The sequence below is a fragment of the Litoreibacter sp. genome (genome assembly GCF_039974535.1).
GTDB lineage: Bacteria > Pseudomonadota > Alphaproteobacteria > Rhodobacterales > Rhodobacteraceae > Litoreibacter.
In genome coordinates this window covers 61,273-74,419 of sequence record NZ_JBDWIU010000011.1, presented here as the reverse complement: position 1 = coordinate 74,419, position 13,147 = coordinate 61,273, and the positions used below count along the sequence as shown (strand labels likewise).

Here is a 13,147-nt window from a genome sequence, read left to right as displayed (position 1 = left end):
GCCCTATTCCGCTGCCCTGAGTTGACCGGGTTTGGGGCCGTCCTTTGGCTCATCCTTTGTCACGTTATCTTGGGCATTCACGTCGTCTTCAGCCTTGCCTAAAGTTTCCGTCAATGCGGACTTTGCAGCCTTTAGGGTTTTCTTGGCGTCGTCGATGACACTTTGGGTGCCCAACTCCTCGGACTGGTCTGGGTCCGACCACAAGATCAGCGGGTCACGAACCTTACGCGCTGTGCGGCTGAGCGCCAAATCGCGCGCTGTTTGAGAACGGCGTCCAGCTAATGCCCGTAACTGGCGCACGGAAGCATAGGCCCCTGTTGAAATCCAAACACGAAGCGCCAGCAGCGCAGGGGTCAAAACCAGTGTCAGCACGGTCGCTACACCTAGCCCGAAGACCACGGCCGTTGCCAATTGCTTCCACCAAAGCGCGGTTGGGCTGTCGATGGAATAGCCGCCGCCAAAGAAGTCTAGGCTCAGGCCGTACATCATCGGTGCAAGGCCCGCCATGGTGGTGATTGTGGTCAGTAGCACAGGGCGGATGCGCGCCTCGGCGGTGCGCGCGATGGCTTCTAGGCGAGGCATATAGCGCGAGTATTCTTGGTAGGTATCGATCAACACAATGTTGTTGTTCACCACGATCCCCGCCAGTGCCACAACACCTGTGCCTGTCATGATGATCGAGAAGGCTTGATCCATGACCAGCATACCGATCAGCACACCGGTGGTGGACAAGACCACCGCCAGAAGCACCAATACGGAGTTGTAGAAGGAATTGAACTGCGCCAGCAAAATCACGAACATCAGCCCAAGTGCGGCCAGAAAGGCGTTGCCTAGGAAGGCTTGGGATTCTGCTTCTTCCTCGGTGTCGCCAGCCCATTCAAAGGACACGGATGAGGGCAGCTCGGCCTCGGTCTCTAGCCAGTTGGTGAGGAACAAGATGCGCTCGTTGGCGTTCATAACCTCGCCGTCTTCGTTCATGAGGTCCGGAGCGACGTCCGCCTTTACATCGAAGTAGCGTTGTTGATCAATTCGGTCGATCTGACCCAGCTTTGAGACGGGTTTGCGGGAGATGAAATTCGACAGCGGGATCAACCCGTCAGGGGTGCGGACCTTGAGGTTGTCCAATGTCGACAACACGCGGCTTTCTTCGGGCAGGCGCACGCGAATTTCGATTTCCTCGTCGGAGCTGTCAACCCGCATAGTATCCAGCAACAGCCCACGGGTCACCAGTTGCACCATGGCCCCAACCGTGGCCACATCGGCGTTGAAGCGGCCAGCGGCTTCGACGTCAACGTCGATTTGCCAGTCGATGCCGGGCAGGGGCAGGGTGTCCTCGATGGTAATGAGGCCTTGGGTTTCGTCAAATTTGGCCCGTGCAATGCGCGTGGCTTCTTGCAGATCGGCCCAATTGTCCCCTTTGAGGCGCAAATTGACCGGTTTGCCACCTGATGGACCACGATCTTGGCTCAAGATTTCGGTGTAGATACCCGGGATGGCATCCATCTTGGCCTGCATCTCTTCCAAGATCACCGTGTCATCGCGGCGATGCCCCCATTCTGCCAGCTCGATCTGGATTTGTCCGATGGTGTCTAGGGGGCCGGTTGCGCCGCCGTTGTTGGTGTCCAACCCGCCTTCGCCCGCAAAGGCAAAGATGGATACGATGCCGTCAACGGACGCAATCTGAGTTTCGACTTTGCGAACCAATTCGTCTTTCTCAGACAGGCTGAGGTTACCGCGCGCACGGACGTAGACGATGGCCTGCTCGGTTTCGGACTCGACGAAGAACTCTACGCCGTTGTTGTTGGCCGAGAAGATGAAGAACGTCGAAGATACGAACAGAACCACAGCCGCAATGACAGCCAGCGGCATAACGGGGTTCCCTGCGATCAAGGCGATGAATTTGCCAAAGAGGGAACGGCGATACCCTGATTTGACTTTTTTGCGCGCTTCATATGCTTCACGCCCCGTGATCCGCGCCCAGAACGCCAATACGCGGTACTTGAAGCCAATGATCGAGCACATGAAGAAAATGAGCCCCGCCACTGCCAGCCCGACGCCCATCAAACCAACCGCGATGACGGCCAATGCCATCAGCATCGTGGGTACCACCGAGCCAAGTATGGAGGAGCCGTCTAGATTTGCGAATACACTGGGTAAGCTGCCAAATAGCATAGATGCGGTCACGAAACCCGCGCCCAACAAAAGCGCCAGAAGCACAACGCTAACCGCATGCCAGAGTAGGTGCATTTTGGCGAAAAACAGGGCCTGAACTTCAATGAACCCTGCCAGTCGACCTGCGACGCCACCCATGACGGGTAGGTAGATAAGTGCGACCACTAAGGATGCGGTTAGGACGAAAATCAACGTAACCGGCAACATTCCCATGAATTCACCAGGAACCCCGGGCCAAAACAACATGGGCAGGAAGGCACAAAGCGTTGTGGCTGTGGACGACACGATGGGCCAAAACATGCGCTTTGCCGCGCCAGTATAGGCGGTCATCGGACCGTCGCCTTTCTCGATTTGGCTTTCGGCGTATTCGACCACAACAATGGCACCGTCCACGAGCATGCCGACCGCTAGGATCAGGCCGAACATCACGATGTTGGAGATTGAGATCCCCATCAACCCCAGCAAAATGAAGCACAGCAAGAACGACGTGGGAATGGCGAAGCCCACCAGAAGGGCGGAGCGGGTGCCAAGCGACGCCAAGACCACGATCATAACCAGTGCAATCGCAGTCAGGACCGAGCCTTCAAGCTGCTGCACCATGTTGCCCACTGTTCTGGATTGATCCAAGGTCACGTCGACGCGGATGGAGTCTTGCAACTCGTCTGGCCATTTCGTTTGAGCCTCCGCCACGGTGTCGCGCACCAATTGGGCGGTGTCGATGATGTTGAAGCCTTTGCGCTTCACGACTTGCAGCGCCACGGTGTCATTGCCGTTGTAGCGCGCGGTGCCGGTGCGATCCTCAAATGTCAGGCGGATGTCGGCCAACTCGCCCAAGGTCACAACGCGGTCGCCGTTGACCTTGATAGGCAGTTCGAAGACATCCAATGGCTCGTCGAAGGAGGAGGGGATTTTAACCGAAAACGCCCCTTGCTCCGTCTCCACTTCGCCCGCCGCGATCAGCAGGTTGTTGTTGGTCACAACGCTGATCAGTTCACCCGCCGAGACGTTGTAAGCCTCCAGCGCCAATGGGTCGATGATCACTTCGAGCATTTCGTCGCGGTGGCCAGCGAGGCCCGCCTCTAGGACGGGGGGCAGGCCTTCAAGGACGTCTTGCAAGTCTTTGGCGACCTTGGTGAGGGTGCGTTCAGGCAGGTCGCCAGAGAGGGACACGATCACGATCGGGAACTCGGAAAAGTTAATTTCCACGAGGTTGTACTGCTCGGCCCCGTCGGGGAATTCGGCCTGAGCTTGACCCATCTTGTCACGCACGTCGGCCAGAATTTTGGTCTTGTCCCAACCGAATTCGAATTCCATCGCCACACCGGCGTAATTTTCTGAGGCGGTGCCCGACAGGGTTTTCAGCCCGTCGAGGTCTTGCAGCTTGTTCTCCATCACCTTCACAAGCAGCTTCTCGCTGTCCTCGGCAGAGATGCCGGGGAAGGGGACGGATACGAATAGCGCCGGTATCTCGATGTCAGGCTCACCTTCCTTAGGAAGGCCCGTGTAGGCGAAGGCCCCGATCACCACCGACATCACGATGAAAGCGATGATCATGCGGGCGTGATTACTTGCCCAATCCACCATGCCAGTCATGATTTCGACTCCGCATAGGTGGTTTCGATCGCTACCCCGTCGGTGACATATTCTTGTCCGGTGATGATGACCGCGGCTTCTTTCGGCAAGCCGGATACCCACATGCCCTCTGCCGTGTCGCGCAAGATTGTGATGGCATTGAACTTGGCCCGATTGTCGGAGGTGGCCAATTGGACCCCTAGGGTGCCGTGATCGTCCAGAGTAAGCGACGAGGCTGGGATCAGGTGGGCTTTCTCGCCCTCGGCCCCGATCAGGATTTCGGCGGTTTGGCCGTCGCGCAATTCTAGGTCATCGTTGTTCACGGTGATTTCTACGCGGAAGGTGCGGGTTTCAGGGTCGGAGGAGCGCGACAGGAAGGTCACACGGCCTTCAACGGTTTGATTGGCTGTTGTGCGACCGCCGGCTCGTGCGCCGACTTTAACCTTAGCGACGTCGGTCTCAGGCACGAATGCCACCAGTTTGATCGGGTTGAGTTGTATGATCGTGGCACATAGCCCACCCGGTTGCATCAAAGCCCCGACCTCAGCCGCGTCTGTTTCAAGGAGGCCGCCAAACGGGGCCTTTATCTGTAGATAGCCGATCTCATTTTCAGCGGCAGCGATTGCGGCCTCGGCACCGATGATGCCAGCACGAGCACTTTCAACGCCCGCACGGGCAGTTTCTACGGCGGCGAGGGCGGATTGTACCGTCGCTTGAGTGCCTGCAACCCGAATGTCGGACGCAAAACCGTCCGCTGAGAGCTGTTTGGCGGCGTTGTCGTTAATGGTTGCTTCTTTCAGGCGTGCTTCGGCCTCTAGGACGCGACCTTCGGCTTCAGGTAGGCGGGCTTTGGCTTCGGGTAAGTGGGCTTTGGCTTCAGCCAATAAGGTCTCACGTGTGCCGGGTTGGATTTCGCACAAAAGCTGGCCCTTCTCGACATAGGCCCCTTTGCGCAAAGGTTCTGTCTGAACAAGGCCGGAGGTCTCGGCGCGGACATCAACTTGTCGGGCTGCTTGGGTTCGCCCGCGCAGCAGCACCGCGTTGTCAATTGCTTGCTCGGTGGAGCGCATGGCGACGATGGATACCACACGTTCGGCATCAGCATCTGCGGCTTGTGCGGAAGCGGGGGCTTGAGGCTCTGCGGGTTCGGATTCGATCGCGGCTTCAGTGTTTGGCGTCTCTCCAGAGGCGAAGGACAACAAGCGGTCGCGTTCAAACACGATAAGGTAAAGGGCGAGTGTCACCACGATTGCGGTGATGATCGAAAAAAAGCGCATTATTGTATTCCCTGTGCCGTCATCGGCCAAACTAGTCGTGTTGTAGTTTAGAATTACTAAACCGACCAGTTCAATTTACAACTTAAAACAGACACTGCAAGTGGCACGACGTCACAGATATGCGCATCAATTGTGCGCAAGTTGTGGTGATGGGTTGTGATGCGGTAAAATTTGCCATGTGCCTTTGCTCTTGGCAAGGTTTAGCCCTTCGGGGTATGCCTCGCGCAACAGATACACGGAGAGACCCTGTGAGCCAAACTGACAGCTTCATCGAAGAAGTAACCGAAGAGGTCCAACGCGACCGCCTGTTCGCAGTTATTAAGAAATGGGGTTGGGTGGCCATATTGGCCGTTCTGCTGATTGTGGGCGGAGCTGCCTTCAACGAATATCGCAAGGCCAACATACGTGCCGAGGCCGAGAGCTTTGGCGATTCCCTACTTGCGGGTATCGACGCCGATGACGATGGTGCCTCCTTGGCTCAGATCGCAGCTGTTGGGCCGCAACAAGCTGCAATCGTTGGCCATTTGGCCGCCGCAGATGCGCTGGCTGGGGACAATACGGAATTTGGCATCGAGCAATTGGACAAAGTTATCGCCTCGCAAGATGCGCCTGAGATTTACACCGAGTTGGCCCAATTGAAGCGAGCTTTGGCATTGCCACCGGAGACCGCAATCGCGGAGCGCCGTGCTGCCTTTGACGCATTGGCCGTCTCCGGTGCCCCATTCCAGCTTTTGGCGGAAGAGCAGCTTGCCTTGATTTCCATCGAGGAAGGTGATTCCGAAGCGGCCATTGCAACCCTTCAAGGGGTGCTGGCATCGTCGAAGATCACTGCAGGGTTGCAACGTCGCGCCTCAGAGTTGATTGTGGCACTGGGTGGCGAGCTTGCCGACGCGCAATAATCACCTTTGATTTGAACGACGACAAGAAGACAAGATGATCGGACGACTAACAGTTCGGCATTGCAGGACAAAAGAGGATCAGCAGAGGCTATGGGCATGAAATTTTCCAAGACTTCACTGACGGGTGCCGCACTATGCGCCTTGCTCGCCTTATCGGCATGCGGCGAAGAAGAGCTGGTGCTGGACGGCGAACGCTTTGACGTTCGTGGGGGCTTGCCCGGATCCGAAGGCGTTGCCGGCGTAGACGGCGCGGTTGTGAACCAGTCCAAGGAGTTCCGCGCACCGGCCCAACAAAACCACACCAGCTGGACCCACCGTGGTGGCAGCACGACCCATAAGACAACGCATCCCGCGCTTAATGCGACGCTAACGCCGATCTGGAGCTCTGCTATCGGCAAGGGCAACAGCCGCAAGTCGCGGATTACCGCTGACCCGATTGTGGCGGGTGGCCGCGTGTTTACTATGGACAGCGCCTCCAACGTGGTGGCCACCGGTTCTGATGGCACCACGCTATGGAGCCGCGCGCTAATTCCCGCGACAGACAAGGACGGCGATGCCAGTGGCGGCGGGTTGGCCTTCGCGGATGGCAAAATTTTCGCAACCACGGGCTTTGGTGAGCTGTTTGCCATTGAGGCAACTTCAGGCACGGTTGAGTGGCGTCAAAAACTAGACGCACCGCTGACGTCGGCCCCGACTATTGATGACGGTATGGTCTACGTGGTTAGCCGCGACAGCCAAGCATGGGCGCTTGATACCAAGTTGGGCCGCATTCAGTGGCAACTGCCCGGCACGCCGTCTAATTCGGTCATTTCTGGGGGGGCAGGGCCCGCGATCTCGTCGCGTTTGGTGGTGTTCCCATTCAGCTCGGGAGAGTTGTCAGGGGCGTTAAAGAAATCGGGCATCCGCGTTTGGGGGTCTTCCGTTGCTGGGCGACGCCAAGGGGTTGCCTATTCAAACGTGTCTGACGTCACTGGCGATCCGGTGATCATGGACGGCGTTATCTATGCGGGCAACCAATCGGGCCGTGTGGTGGCGTTGCAGGCCTCCTCTGGTCAGCGGTTGTGGACGGCACGCGAAGGCACGTACTCGCCTGTATGGCCATCTGCGGACAGCGTGTTCCTTGTCTCGGACCAGAATGAGCTGCTGCGTCTTGACCGCGAAACCGGAGAGCGTATCTGGGGCATAGAGCTGCCCTATTACACCAAACGTAAGCTGGCGAAGCGGGACGAGATTTATTCCCACTTCGGGCCGATCTTGGCAGGGGGCCGCCTTGTGGTGGCATCCGGCGATGGGCTGATCCGCAGCTATGATCCGGCCTCTGGCGCACTTGTCGGGACCACCGAATTGAAGGGTGGCGCGGCCACCGCACCGGTGGTTGTGAACGGGACGATGTACGTTGTGACGAACAAAGGGCAACTCGCCGCTTTCCGTTGACGGCTTTTGCCTGTATGACGCGCCTCTGACCGACCTTCGGAGCAATAGTCATGTCTTTCACCCTCGCCATTGTGGGCCGCCCTAATGTGGGTAAATCCACGCTGTTCAACCGTCTGGTGGGCAAGCGTCTCGCGCTGGTCGACGACCAACCCGGCGTGACCCGTGACTTGCGCGAAGGGGCTGCGCGGCTGGGGGACCTGAAGTTCACCATTATCGACACCGCTGGTCTGGAAATGGCCACCGATGAGTCGCTGCAAGGCCGTATGCGAATGCTGACGGAACGCGCAGTGGAAATGGCCGACGCTTGCTTGTTCGTCGTTGACGCGCGCTCGGGCGTGTTACCCGCCGATGAGATCTTCGCCGACATCCTGCGCAAGAAGAACGCGCATGTGATCCTTGCTGCCAATAAGGCGGAAGGCAAAGCGGGCGAGGCGGGCTTGTTCGAGGCCTATTCATTGGGTCTGGGAGAACCACTTGGCCTGTCCGCAGAGCACGGCGAAGGCATGGCCGACTTGGCCGCAGCCTTGCGCCCGTTGATCGATCTGGCCGAGCAGACAACCGAGGACCACACCCCAGAGATTGACGTCGACCTGACAGACGAAGACGACGAGCTGGGGGAGGATGAGGTACCTGAATACATCGCGCCAACCTCTTCAAAACCTTTACAAATTGCCGTTGTCGGTCGCCCGAATGCGGGCAAGTCCACGTTGATCAATAAGATCCTTGGCGAGGAGCGTTTGCTTACCGGCCCAGAGGCTGGCATCACCCGCGACGCGATCTCGGTGAAGACCGAATGGTCCGGCACACCGATGCGAATCTTCGATACCGCGGGCATGCGCAAGAAGGCCAAGGTGCAAGAAAAACTGGAGAAGCTGTCGGTATCCGACGGGCTTCGTGCGGTGAAATTTGCCGAAGTTGTTGTGGTGCTTTTGGACGTGGATATCCCGTTCGAGCAGCAAGACTTGCGCATCGCCGACTTGGCCGAGCGCGAAGGCCGCGCGGTGGTTTTGGCGGTGAACAAATGGGATTTGGAAGGCGAGAAGCAGGACAAGCTGAAGCAGCTCAAAGAGCAATTTGGCCGCCTGTTGCCGCAGCTTCGCGGCGCGCCGCTGATCACCGTGTCCGCGCTGACGGGCAGGGGCTTAGAGCGCCTGCATGACGCCATTCTAGAGGCGCACCAAGTGTGGAACACCCGCGTCAGCACCTCCGCGCTGAACCGCTGGCTTGTTGGCATGTTGGAGCAACATCCGCCGCCCGCGCCCCAAGGCAAACGCATCAAGCTGCGCTACATGACGCAAGTGAAGGCCCGCCCACCGGGATTCGTTGTGATGGCGTCGCACCCCGATTTGCTGCCCGCGAGCTACTCGCGCTATCTGGTAAATGGACTGCGTGAAGATTTCGACATGCCCGGCACGCCGATCCGTTTGTTCATGCGCTCTCAAAGCGAGGCGAATCCGTTTAAGGGGCGTAAGAAGCCTGGACGCTCCAAGCTGCGCAAACATATCGACGGGCGCAAGGACTAGGTTTTATATAGCAGAACCGCCGCTGGGTTCGCGGCGGTTCATGGAAACCTCACACCTGCTGTATGTTAAGAGGGTTTTCCTGGAATTAGAGCAGGACGGACCGGTCTCTGGGATCATCATAACACATTTTGGCTAGATTCGCGCCCTCGAATTGAGGATGCTTGCATGACCCATGCAAGGAACCCCGCGATGAGCTGGATCAAAACCATCCCCTACGGCGAGGCTGATGCCCGCCTAAAACCCCTATATGATCGCGTGACGGGGCCGGATGGCAACGTCGACAACATCATGATGTCCCACTCCCTGCGGCCGCATTCGATGGAGGGGCATATGCTTCTCTATAAGAACTGCATCCACCATGCGTCGAACACCGTGCCGAAGTGGTTTTTGGAGACGATTGGGGTGTACATCAGTTCATTGAACGGGTGCGACTACTGTGTGGAGCATCATTTCACAGGGCTGCGACGCCTGTTGGCTGACGATTTGCATGCCAATGAAATTCGCGCTGCGCTGGAGGCACGCGCACCTCAAGACACACCTTTGAAGGAGGTTCACCATCACGCTTTGGCCTACGCACAGAAGTTGACGCAAGCCCCAGCGGATTTGATCGAGGCGGATGTGTCCGCATTGCGAAAGGCGGGGTGGGATGATGGGCAGATATTGGAGATCAACCAAGTGACGGCCTATTTCAACTACGCCAACCGGACTGTTTTGGGATTGGGCTGCTCATTAAAGGGCGATGTGCTGGGGCTTTCGCCTAACAACTCGGATGATCCGGAGGATTGGGGACACAAGTGAGTGAGGGCTTTGTGGGACGAAGCGCGCCTCCCATAAGGCCGTTTTAGTGTTCGCTTAGGCCTCTTCTGGATGCCCGTGGTTCTGGGGCGCATCGTCACAGATCGTATACCATGAAGGTTTTTCACCAACGAACTCATGGGATTGGTTCGTGAGACCGATATCTCCATCAAGGGCATTTGCCGCGATTGGGAAACTGTCTTCAGTGGATAGTATCTCGCCAAGTGACGAGCCACAAACTTTGCAAAAACATCGTGCATAAATGTACGGAGCGGTCGGCTCAAAAACCTGAACGCAGTCTTTACCTGCAATCCACCTGAGGTCTTCCTTTTTCACAAATGCGATGGTGCTTGCGCCAACCTTGCGACACCTTGAGCAGTGACACGTACCAACAAATGAGGGCTCATTCGTTAACTCAAATTGGACAGCTTTGCAGCAGCAACTTCCCTTTATCATAGTCGTTCCTCTCTTGTTTCAACGACCTTACTCACACGTTTGCGTGGAGATATTAATATGGCATGCTGACAGCATTATGGCAGCATTCAACATGAGGTATTGTTTTTGCGCAAAGCCGAGCGATTATTCGAAATTGTCCAACTTCTCCGTCTTGCGCGAGAACCGATTTCTGCACAGCATATCGCAAATGAGCTGGGGTCATCTAAACGGTCCGTATATCGTGATATCGCAGCATTAAAAGCACAAGACGTCCCCATCCGAGGAGAGGCTGGCGTCGGCTACGTCCTTGAAAAGGGATTTGATATGCCGCCGTTGATGTTGACGTCCGATGAACTGGATGCCGCTGTTTTGGGTGCGCATTGGGTTGCAAGTCGAGGCGAGCCAGATTTGGCAAAAGCCGCTCTTAACTTACTTGCTAAGATCGAAGTTGTCGTACCCGAACGCCTACGGGCACACGTGTTGGAACCCGCGACGAGTATCGCACCTGTTGTTCCAGCCTTTGAGGTTGTAAATTCCTCATCCCTTAGAAATGCAATCCGTAGGCATCGAAAGATAACGTTGGTATACGAAGGCGGTTCAGGAATACGCACGGAGCGCGTCGTCTGGCCAATTCTACTTGGTTATCGGGATGCAGGCCGCATTCTGGCGGCTTGGTGTGAACTTCGAAATGGCTTTCGTTACTTTCGCACCGACCGTATGATTTCTGCGGATACTCTTGAGCAAGGGATACCAGAAACTGCGCTGACTTTACGCACACGTTGGCGTTCCGCAATGGATCAAGAAAGGGCTGGCTACGTTAGCCAAGCCCGAGAGGACTGATGACTTTTCTCATCCGCTCGGTACTCTGAAGCCACCGCCTGCGCAGCGCGCAGCATCCATCGGGTTGGGCCCAAATCTGCCATTCGCAGCGATAACATAAGAACAACTGCACGTCACTTATGAAGTATATGGCCTGATGGTGTTAAGGGGCCACATATGATGATCGAGCATACAGATCGGTGCAGGAGTATTTTGGCCGTGCTTTCCCCCTAGTTTCTACCTTCCTTTCGGCTCTGTTCGATGGCAGGTTCAGCTCTGAGATAAACTTAGAACTTAACAGAAAGAGAAAAACTATGGGAATTGGTGACATGCTTGGCGGTGCGCTTGGCTCTATGGGCGGTGCGGATGATATCGTCTCGAAAATCTCGGAAAGCGGCATTGATCTGTCCGCGTTGACATCCTTGGATGCCGAGGGCGTGACGTCGATGTTGGCCGAGAAGGGCATCGATCTGTCTATGCTGGAAGGCTTGGGCATTTCCGTTGAAGATGTGATCGCGAAGGTTAAAGAGCACATCGGCTAAGCAATAAATCCTATGGGCAGCAGGTTTGTTGCCCATAGGCTCTGGCCCAGACTCTGGCTCCGGCGTCGGGTTAACTTGATAGACAACGCCTATCTCACCGCGAATTAAAACTCGCCACCACCGCCGCCTTCGCCTTCTTGCCAAGGTTTGATTAGGTTGCCGAAGCGGGTGAAGCGGCCTTCAAACGATAGCTCTACAGAACCAATAGGCCCGTGACGCGCCTTGCCGATGATGACTTCGGCCTTGCCGTGGCAGTGGGACATCTCGTTTTGCCAGTTCGCCATTTTCTCCAGCTCGTGGTCGGCAGGCTTTTCGCGTTCTTTGTAGTACTCCTCGCGGTACACGAACATCACGACGTCCGCATCTTGCTCAATCGAGCCGGATTCGCGAAGGTCTGACAGCTGCGGGCGTTTGTCTTCGCGGCTCTCCACGTTACGCGACAGCTGGGATAGCGCGATCACCGGAATGTTTAGCTCCTTGGCGATGGCTTTCAGGCCTTGGGTGATTTCCGACACCTCGTTCACGCGGCTGTCTTTGGCGGTCGCGGGGCGCACCAGCTGCAAATAGTCGATGATTAGCACGTCCAACCCGTGGCTACGCTTCAGGCGACGCGCGCGGGCAGCGAGTTGCGAGATGGGCAGGGCGGGGGTGTCATCAATGAACAGCGGGCAGGATTCCAAGGCCTTTGCGGCCTCCACAAAACGGCGGAACTCGGTTTCGTTCATATCGCCTTTGCGGATCTGCTCGGACGGGACCTCGGCGGCCTCGGACAACACACGTGCGGCCAACTGCTCGGCGCTCATCTCAAGGGAGAAAAACCCGACCGAGCCACCTTCAACAGCGCCTTCGGTGCCGTCATGGGTTTGGCCTTTCTTATAGGCCTTGGCCACGTTGAACGCGATGTTGGTCGCGAGCGAGGTCTTCCCCATGGACGGGCGACCAGCGAGAATCAAAAGGTCAGAGCGGTGCAAGCCCCCCAGCTTCTTGTCCATATCCATGAGACCGGTGGAGATGCCCGCCAGCCCGCCCTCACGTTGGTAAGCGGCGTTGGCGACCTCCACGGCCTCGGTCACGGCTTTAAGGAAGCTTTGGAACCCGCTTTCGGCCTGACCAGCCTCCGCCAGCGCATAGAGGCGTTGCTCCGCATCGACGATCTGGCTGGCAGGGTCGCTGTCGGTTTCGACCTTACCGGCTTTCAGGGCGATTTCTTGACCCAGCTCGATCAACTCACGGCGGATGGCGAGGTCGTAGATCATTTGCGCGTAGTCACGCGCCGCAAAAGCCGAGATCGACGCGCCTTGCAGGCGGACCAGATAGGCGGCTCCGCCCAGTTCTTGCAGACCTTCGTCTTCCTCAAAGTAGGGCTTCAAGGTGACGGGAGAGACTAGCAGGTTTTTGTGAATACGGGTGGCGGAGGTCTCGTAGATCCGGCGGTGAACGGGGTCGTAGAAATGTTCGGCGGTGATCACGGAGGCCACGCGGTCAAACACGTCGTTGTTGGTCAAGATCGCGCCCAAAAGCTGCTGTTCTGCCTCGATGTTATGGGGAAGAGCGCTGGCCGTGTCGACGTAGACAGAGGCACCCGGACCTGAGTGGGGCCCGGAGTGTGGACCGCGATCGGGCTCCGCATCTGGCCCGCCATATGGTGCCGCGCTCAAATCATTCATAGCAATCCCCTT

The 13,147-nt window shown here is 57.0% G+C and carries 10 protein-coding genes; 6 read left to right on the top strand and 4 right to left on the bottom strand.

What is annotated here, in order from left to right:
• Positions 1 to 3: 3 nt before the first annotated feature.
• Both ABJN86_RS10770 and ABJN86_RS10765 read right to left on the bottom strand, forming a co-directional pair.
• Positions 4 to 3,765 carry an efflux RND transporter permease subunit gene (locus ABJN86_RS10770; RefSeq protein WP_348367005.1) on the bottom strand — a complete coding sequence of 1,254 codons (3,762 nt, stop codon included), beginning with the start codon at positions 3,763 to 3,765 and terminating at the stop codon, positions 4 to 6.
• On the bottom strand, positions 3,762 to 5,021 hold the full coding sequence (locus ABJN86_RS10765) for an efflux RND transporter periplasmic adaptor subunit (RefSeq protein WP_348367003.1): 1,260 nt from the start codon (positions 5,019 to 5,021) through the stop codon (positions 3,762 to 3,764). The genes ABJN86_RS10770 and ABJN86_RS10765 overlap by 4 nt, the downstream gene beginning before the upstream one ends.
• Positions 5,022 to 5,269: 248 nt before the next feature.
• Here ABJN86_RS10765 and ABJN86_RS10760 point away from each other — a divergent pair, with 248 nt between their 5' ends.
• From ABJN86_RS10760 to ABJN86_RS10745, 4 genes are all read left to right on the top strand, one after another.
• Positions 5,270 to 5,920, top strand: a complete 651-nt coding sequence (locus ABJN86_RS10760) for a hypothetical protein (protein ID WP_348367001.1) — start codon at positions 5,270 to 5,272, stop codon at positions 5,918 to 5,920.
• A gap of 96 nt (positions 5,921 to 6,016) precedes the next feature.
• The gene (locus ABJN86_RS10755; protein ID WP_348366999.1) at positions 6,017 to 7,354 is read left to right on the top strand and encodes a PQQ-binding-like beta-propeller repeat protein; all 1,338 of its coding nucleotides are present in this window, start codon (positions 6,017 to 6,019) and stop codon (positions 7,352 to 7,354) included.
• 50 nt (positions 7,355 to 7,404) lie between these two features.
• Positions 7,405 to 8,877 carry a ribosome biogenesis GTPase Der gene (gene der, locus ABJN86_RS10750; protein ID WP_348366998.1) on the top strand — a complete coding sequence of 491 codons (1,473 nt, stop codon included), beginning with the start codon at positions 7,405 to 7,407 and terminating at the stop codon, positions 8,875 to 8,877.
• Between the two features lie 189 nt (positions 8,878 to 9,066).
• Positions 9,067 to 9,675, top strand: a complete 609-nt coding sequence (locus tag ABJN86_RS10745) for an alkylhydroperoxidase (RefSeq protein ID WP_348366996.1) — start codon at positions 9,067 to 9,069, stop codon at positions 9,673 to 9,675.
• A gap of 54 nt (positions 9,676 to 9,729) precedes the next feature.
• On the opposite strand, the gene ABJN86_RS10740 is transcribed toward ABJN86_RS10745, so the two are convergent.
• The gene (locus ABJN86_RS10740) at positions 9,730 to 10,128 is read right to left on the bottom strand and encodes a GFA family protein (RefSeq protein ID WP_348366994.1); all 399 of its coding nucleotides are present in this window, start codon (positions 10,126 to 10,128) and stop codon (positions 9,730 to 9,732) included.
• A gap of 303 nt (positions 10,129 to 10,431) precedes the next feature.
• On the opposite strand from ABJN86_RS10740, the gene ABJN86_RS10735 reads away from it, so the two are divergent.
• Both ABJN86_RS10735 and ABJN86_RS10730 read left to right on the top strand, forming a co-directional pair.
• Positions 10,432 to 10,947, top strand: a complete 516-nt coding sequence (locus ABJN86_RS10735; protein ID WP_348366992.1) for a WYL domain-containing protein — start codon at positions 10,432 to 10,434, stop codon at positions 10,945 to 10,947.
• Between the two features lie 293 nt (positions 10,948 to 11,240).
• The gene (locus ABJN86_RS10730; RefSeq protein WP_348366990.1) at positions 11,241 to 11,468 is read left to right on the top strand and encodes a hypothetical protein; all 228 of its coding nucleotides are present in this window, start codon (positions 11,241 to 11,243) and stop codon (positions 11,466 to 11,468) included.
• A 104-nt stretch (positions 11,469 to 11,572) separates the two neighbouring features.
• On the opposite strand, the gene ABJN86_RS10725 is transcribed toward ABJN86_RS10730, so the two are convergent.
• Positions 11,573 to 13,135 carry a replicative DNA helicase gene (locus tag ABJN86_RS10725; RefSeq protein ID WP_348366988.1) on the bottom strand — a complete coding sequence of 521 codons (1,563 nt, stop codon included), beginning with the start codon at positions 13,133 to 13,135 and terminating at the stop codon, positions 11,573 to 11,575.
• Positions 13,136 to 13,147 lie beyond the last annotated feature (12 nt).

Excerpts from the sequence above, each read along its gene's own strand:
- ABJN86_RS10770 (WP_348367005.1), bottom strand. The coding sequence starts at position 3,765 with ATGACTGGCATGGTGGATTGGGCAAGTAATCACGCCCGCATGATCATC.
- ABJN86_RS10765 (WP_348367003.1), bottom strand. The coding sequence starts at position 5,021 with ATGCGCTTTTTTTCGATCATCACCGCAATCGTGGTGACACTCGCCCTT.
- ABJN86_RS10755 (WP_348366999.1), top strand. The coding sequence starts at position 6,017 with ATGAAATTTTCCAAGACTTCACTGACGGGTGCCGCACTATGCGCCTTG.
- der (WP_348366998.1), top strand. The coding sequence starts at position 7,405 with ATGTCTTTCACCCTCGCCATTGTGGGCCGCCCTAATGTGGGTAAATCC.
- ABJN86_RS10745 (WP_348366996.1), top strand. The coding sequence starts at position 9,067 with ATGAGCTGGATCAAAACCATCCCCTACGGCGAGGCTGATGCCCGCCTA.
- ABJN86_RS10740 (WP_348366994.1), bottom strand. The coding sequence starts at position 10,128 with ATGATAAAGGGAAGTTGCTGCTGCAAAGCTGTCCAATTTGAGTTAACG.
- ABJN86_RS10735 (WP_348366992.1), top strand. The coding sequence starts at position 10,432 with ATGCCGCCGTTGATGTTGACGTCCGATGAACTGGATGCCGCTGTTTTG.
- ABJN86_RS10730 (WP_348366990.1), top strand. The coding sequence starts at position 11,241 with ATGGGAATTGGTGACATGCTTGGCGGTGCGCTTGGCTCTATGGGCGGT.
- ABJN86_RS10725 (WP_348366988.1), bottom strand. The coding sequence starts at position 13,135 with ATGAATGATTTGAGCGCGGCACCATATGGCGGGCCAGATGCGGAGCCC.